Source organism: Verrucomicrobiota bacterium, assembly GCA_037139415.1.
GTDB lineage: Bacteria > Verrucomicrobiota > Verrucomicrobiia > Limisphaerales > Fontisphaeraceae > JBAXGN01.
In genome coordinates, this window is record JBAXGN010000331.1 from 1 (window position 1) to 3,556 (window position 3,556).

Here is a 3,556-nt window from a genome sequence, read left to right on the forward strand (position 1 = left end):
TCTCCTGCCCGTAATGATGCAGAAGCTGCGCGAGGGTAAAACGCTACACATCCTGGCCTGGGGCGATAGTGTGACCGTGGGCACCTTCGTGCCCAATCCGGAACGGGAGCGCTGGCAGGAACAATTTGTGATCCGGCTCCGGGAACGCTTCCCGCAGGCTCGCATTGAACTCGTGACGGAGGCCTGGGGTGGTCGCAATACCGCCAGCTACCTTGCCGAGCCGCCGGGTAGCCCGCATAACTACCGGGAAAAAGTGCTGGGCGCAAAACCCGACCTGGTGATCTCCGAATTTGTCAACGATGCCGGGTTGAAACCGGAACAGGTGGAGGAGCGCTATTCACGGTTGCTGGCGGATTTTCGCGCCATCGGCGCCGAGTGGATCATCCTCACACCGCATTATGTGCGCCCGGACTGGATGAACCTCACGCGCGAACGCGAGGTGGATGAGGATCCCCGCCCGTATGTGACCGCCTTGCGCGCGTTTACCGCCAAGCATGGGGTGGCTTTGGGGGATGCCTCATTGCGTTACGGACGTCTCTGGCGGCAGGGAATTCCCCACAGTTCCTTGCTCTTGAACGCCATCAACCATCCCGATCCGCGCGGCATGAAACTGTTCGCGGATAGCTTGCTGGCACTGTTCTGATTGCGGATTGCCGCCCGCGCGTTATTTCTTTTTATCCAACGCCTTTAAAACTTGTTGGAAATCCTCCGGCCAGGGGGCGGTGCAGGTCAGTTTCTCGCCGGTTCTCGGGTGGATAAATTCGAGCAAATGTGCATGTAACATGACGCGCGGAACTTCTATGGCCAGGGCTTCCTCGCAACGGATGAGTTTCCGTTTTCCATAGGTTTCATCGCCCAGCACGGGATACCCCAGATGCTGGAAATGCACGCGTATCTGGTGGGTGCGTCCGGTGTGAATGATTGCTTCCACCAGCGTTGCCCCCGGAAAACGTTGCAGCACGCGATAGCTAGTCCAAGCGTCGCGGCCTTCGCCCTCGTCCGTCACGGCCATGCGTTTGCGGTGCGTGGGGTGGCGGGCGATGGCCGCCCGGATTTCCCCGGCCACGCGCGGCACTTCCCCACCCACAATGGCATGATACACCTTGCGCACAGTGCGTCCGGCGAATTGCTCGGATAATCCCAAGTGGGCGACATCATTTTTCGCCACCACCAGGCAGCCGCTGGTGTCTTTGTCCAACCGATGCACGATGCCGGGACGGGCCACACCGCCAATGCCGCTTAATTTCCCGGAGCAATGATGCAGCAACGCATTCACCAGCGTGTGGTCTTCATTGCCGGCCGCCGGATGAACTACCATGCCGGGGGCCTTGTTTAAAACCAGCAAGTCCTCATCCTCATGAAGGATATTCAGCGGGATGTCTTCCGGTAGCGCCTCGGCGGGGCGGGCCTCCGGCCACGTCACCGAGACGACCTCTCCGGCGCGCGGAAAATGCGTGGGTTTGACGGAATGATCATTGACCCGGATATGCCCCTGCTCGATCAAACGCTGCAATGCCCCGCGGGAGACGGCCGGGTAATGCTGGCGCAGAAAGGTATCGAACCGCAGACCGGGCGCGGAATGTTCAATGGTAAACGTGTCGGTGCGAGTGTTCATGGCAAACGAGTTCCAGTTCCGTGATCCTGACTGCCAGGGGATTGGGGCATGGTGGCGGCGCGTTTCATTTGTTTTTCCTTTTCCCAGGAGATGATGAACAGCAGGCCGACACCGACGCAGATGCCGCTGTCCGCGATATTGAACGCTGGGAAACCCGCCTCAGTACCGCTGCGGCGATAAATATAAAAGTAAATGAAATCCACCACATGATGACGCACCAGGCGGTCAATGATGTTACCCACGATACCACCGAAGACCAACCCGAGCGCGATATCCCCAAGGCGCGTTTGGGTCTCAAACATCCTGCGGAAGATAAACAGGAAAAGCAGGGCGATCAGGGAAACAATGGTTAGAAACTCGTTGCTGTCGCGGAACAGGCTCCAGGCAGCTCCGGTATTGCCCCAATGCACGAATTTAAAAAAACCATCCACCACCACTCGCTCCTGGGCGTACCCCAGGAATTTTAATACGAGCAGCTTGGTCCATTGATCCAACAGCAGCGTGACTACGGCCACGATGCCCGTCAATTGACTTGGCGTAAACGTCATGTTTGCGACAGTATTCACCGAAACACCCTGCAAAGACAAGCAGGAACGCAAAACAGCTTGGCCAACGGCATTGATCCGGGCACGGTTTCTGGCATCCATCCAGGATGCATTGGGTTTATTGGACGGCCTTCCGGAGGTCATGCCCCGTTCCCCTCAGGTGTTGGCTACTATATGGCATCCCATGCGGGATGCGGGCGGCAACTCCAACGCAGTTGTGTCCTCCAGCCCAGCAGCGAGGCACGAGCCACCCTGGGTTTGGCGGTTCGTTAATTCCCCAACCCTGAAGGGGTTGTGGCATGGACGGTTCGGCCCCCTTGCCGGGGTGCGGTTGGGTTTATTGGACGGCTTTCCGGAGGTCATGCCCCATTCCCCTCACGAGTTTGCTACTGTCTGGCATCCCATGCGGGATGCGGGCGGCCACTCCAACGGAGTTGTGTCCTCCAGCCCAGCGAGGCACGAGCCACCCTGCTGGTTGGGTGATTCTTGGCTCCGGTAAATGGTGATGTCAAGGCTCACGCCAAGGTCGGCAAGTTGGCGATGAACTTCCGCGTCCAAGTGAACAAAACCGGGAGCAAGGGCGCAGCAGTCGATAGTCACCGGGTAACCGAGCGCCTGCAACTCCTGCACAGCCCTGCGCTTTGGCAGTAACCTCCTGCACCAAAGCCGAACTTGGGAGGAAAGGCTCCGTCTGCGGACTGCTCCCTTTAGCCACGCCTTCCAGCCGCCGCGAGTATGGACGGATTTGAACTGTCGAACGGAGCCGTCCGGCATCTTGATAGATTGTCGCTCACCCCTTCGCCAGGCTTGGTCCGGCTGGATGCCCAGCAGACCAGAAACCCGATCTGGGTCTAAATCGCGGCCAAGGATGATGAGAAGAGCGCTAGCCATGCTTCACGCCAAACAGTATTATTTAACGAAATTTTCGTTCGTTGTTTTCGGTTTGCAGTTTGTTAGCATGGTGCCGACCATTTCTAAAAAGGCCCCTCGGGTCAATACGAAAAGGCAAAGCGCGGAGATGTGGTGCCTTGCTGGCATCCCATGCGGGATGCGCGCACCAACTCCAACGGAGTTGTGTCCTCCAGCCCAGGGTTGCGAGGCACGAGCTACCCTGGGTTTGGCGGTTCGTGATTCCCCAACCCTGAAGGGGGTGTGGCAATGGGCTGCGGCGGGACCAAAGGCCGAAACCCTTACAGGGTTTATCGTCTCTGGCGGTTGGGACCCAGGATAGGCCCGTTCCCCTTTGCCCCCAACGGCCAACTCTGGGCTGGAGGCCGGTATCCCCTTGGGATTTTCTTTTTGGATTCTCCTTTGGTACTTTCGGCGATGGCTTTGGGGCTTTCCGCTCACGCGGAAGCGTCATCCGCTCACGCGGAAGCGTTATCCGCTCACGCGG

The 3,556-nt window shown here is 58.5% G+C and carries 3 protein-coding genes; 1 reads left to right on the forward strand and 2 read right to left on the reverse strand.

Annotated elements, in window-relative coordinates; translation table 11 throughout:
• Window positions 1–643: SGNH/GDSL hydrolase family protein (locus WCO56_29255; GenBank protein ID MEI7733689.1), on the forward strand; the 643-nt coding region annotated here is incomplete at its 5' end.
• Window positions 644–664: 21 nt separating this feature from the next.
• Here the strand turns inward: WCO56_29255 and WCO56_29260 are convergent.
• Complete coding sequence (locus WCO56_29260; protein MEI7733690.1) at window positions 665–1,615, reverse strand: RluA family pseudouridine synthase; 951 nt, start codon at window positions 1,613–1,615, stop codon at window positions 665–667.
• Complete coding sequence (gene lspA, locus WCO56_29265) at window positions 1,612–2,163, reverse strand: signal peptidase II (protein MEI7733691.1); 552 nt, start codon at window positions 2,161–2,163, stop codon at window positions 1,612–1,614. Before lspA ends, WCO56_29260 begins: the two co-directional genes overlap by 4 nt.
• Window positions 2,164–3,556 lie beyond the last annotated feature (1,393 nt).

What these genes read in the sequence shown, in the direction of transcription:
- WCO56_29260 (MEI7733690.1), bottom strand. Translation starts at nt 1,615, where the DNA reads ATGAACACTCGCACCGACACGTTTACCATTGAACATTCCGCGCCCGGT.
- lspA (MEI7733691.1), bottom strand. Translation starts at nt 2,163, where the DNA reads ATGACGTTTACGCCAAGTCAATTGACGGGCATCGTGGCCGTAGTCACG.